Source organism: Synechococcus sp. R6-5 (assembly GCF_047461775.1).
Classification (GTDB): domain Bacteria; phylum Cyanobacteriota; class Cyanobacteriia; order Thermostichales; family Thermostichaceae; genus Thermostichus.
Genome location: NZ_JANSHV010000262.1, coordinates 1 through 1,785 on the forward strand (window position 1 = coordinate 1; position 1,785 = coordinate 1,785).

Below are 1,785 nucleotides of genomic sequence, written 5' to 3' on the forward strand. Positions count from 1 at the left end.
CGGCCTTCAGGCCGGGGAGGATGTCAAACGAACGACACTTGCTTTCTGAGCCACTAACCTTGTAGAAAGACAAGGGCGAAAGGGCGGCTTTGATGCGGCGGCGCATTCTACAGCTTTGCATCCTCGGCTGGACGATGCTCCTCGTCCTGGCAGTGGGGGGCAGGGGATCCCTGCTGGTTCCCCACTTTTTTGGCATTGAAGCCCTGCAAGCCCAGGCTCAAACTCAAGCCGGAGAACTGCCGCAGCCGATGCGGCTCAAACTCCCCCCCGGCCTGGATCGCTACGCCTACGACAAGGCGGTGGGAGACTACTTTGAGGAAATCGAGCCGCTTTTGCCAGGTGGAGCCTATGCCCAGTGGGCCTTCTATCCCGTCCCTATCTACATCCAAGGGGATCACCCCCAGTGGAAGGCCTCCGTGGAGCAAGCGGTGAAGGAGTGGTCGGCCTACATCCCGCTCAAGGTGGTGGCCAAAGAGGAGGAGGCTTTCTACGGGATGAGCATTTACCGCGTTCCTCCTATTGGCGGCGGGGTGGCTGGGGCGGCCCGCCCGGAGTTTTTCTTCGCCTCCGATGGCTCTTTGCAGCAGCGGGTGCGCATCGTCATTGCAGAAGGACAGGGGTTGGCCGAAATAACGGCGGTGGCCCGACACGAGATCGGGCATGGGCTGGGGCTGTGGGGCCATAGCCCGAACCTGCGGGATCTGATGTATGGCGGACACCATGCGGCGGCTACCGGCAATCGGCGGGTGTTGCGGGTGCCCAACATTACCAAGCGGGATCTCAACACCCTCAAGCGCGTCTACGAGCAGCCCACCCTCAGCGGGCAGGTCTTTCCAGAGAGCTATCGCCGCCTGTTTGGCCAGCTTCTGCAGGAAAAGCCGCTGCCCGAGAGAGCTCTTGGATTGCCGCTAGCTAGAGCTGCAGGAGTTGCGACACCCCCTTGAGCGCCATAGCTAGGAGAAAAAAGAGCAACTGGGTGGCAACAATGCTGGGGCCGGAGGGCAGGTTGAAGGTTGCCGAGGCGATCATCCCCAGCACCGCGCTCAGTCCCCCAATACCTATGGCCAGCAGCACATAGGTTGTAAAGCGGGATCCCAAAAGCCTTGCCGTCGAGGCTGGGATGACCACAAAAGCGCTCACCAGCAACACCCCCACAGAGCGAATTGAGAGCGCCACCACCACAGCCAGCAACACCACAAAAGCCAGCTTCTGCCAGCCCACCTGAACCCCCCGCGCCCGCGCCAGCGGCTCATCCAGGGTCAGCAACATTTGGGAGGGCAAAGTCAATCCCACATAGGCCGAGCTGATCAGCAAGAGGATCCCGCTCGTCCACAGGGCTGCCGGGCTGATCCCCAAAATCTCCCCAAACAACAACTGGTTGAGGTTGCCCCGATAGCCGGGCAGCAAGCTGAGGGCGATAACGGCTAGCGCCAAAGAGGAAGAGTAGATGATGTTCAGCACCGCATCCGCCGACAGTTGAGTGCGCTCCAAGACAAAGGTGACGCCCAAAGCAAATCCCACCCCAAACACCATCAACACCACGGTGGGATTCAGCCCCAGCAGCACTCCCAAAACAATCCCCAGCAGAGCCGAATGCCCCAGGGCATCGCTAAAAAACGACAGTTGCCGCAGAATAACAAAACTGCCCAGCAGCCCACCTGTCATGCCGGTGAGGATCCCACCCAGCATGGCCCGCTGCATAAAGGGCAACTGCAACAGCTCCACTACCCGCACCCAGCCCTCCAACATCGCCTTCCCCTCAGCTAGAAATCGCAGGAGCCCCGC

General features: G+C 60.6%; 2 protein-coding genes. One reads left to right on the plus strand and one right to left on the minus strand.

From position 1 onward, the window contains the following. Positions 1 to 92: 92 nt before the first annotated feature. Positions 93 to 944, plus strand: coding sequence for a hypothetical protein (locus NW818_RS12445; protein WP_414332345.1), 852 nt, complete (start codon positions 93 to 95; stop codon positions 942 to 944). Here the strand turns inward: NW818_RS12445 and NW818_RS12450 are convergent. Beyond that, the gene (locus NW818_RS12450; protein WP_414343173.1) at positions 913 to 1,749 is read right to left on the minus strand and encodes a metal ABC transporter permease; all 837 of its coding nucleotides are present in this window, start codon (positions 1,747 to 1,749) and stop codon (positions 913 to 915) included. The genes NW818_RS12445 and NW818_RS12450 overlap by 32 nt on opposite strands. Positions 1,750 to 1,785: the final 36 nt, after the last annotated feature.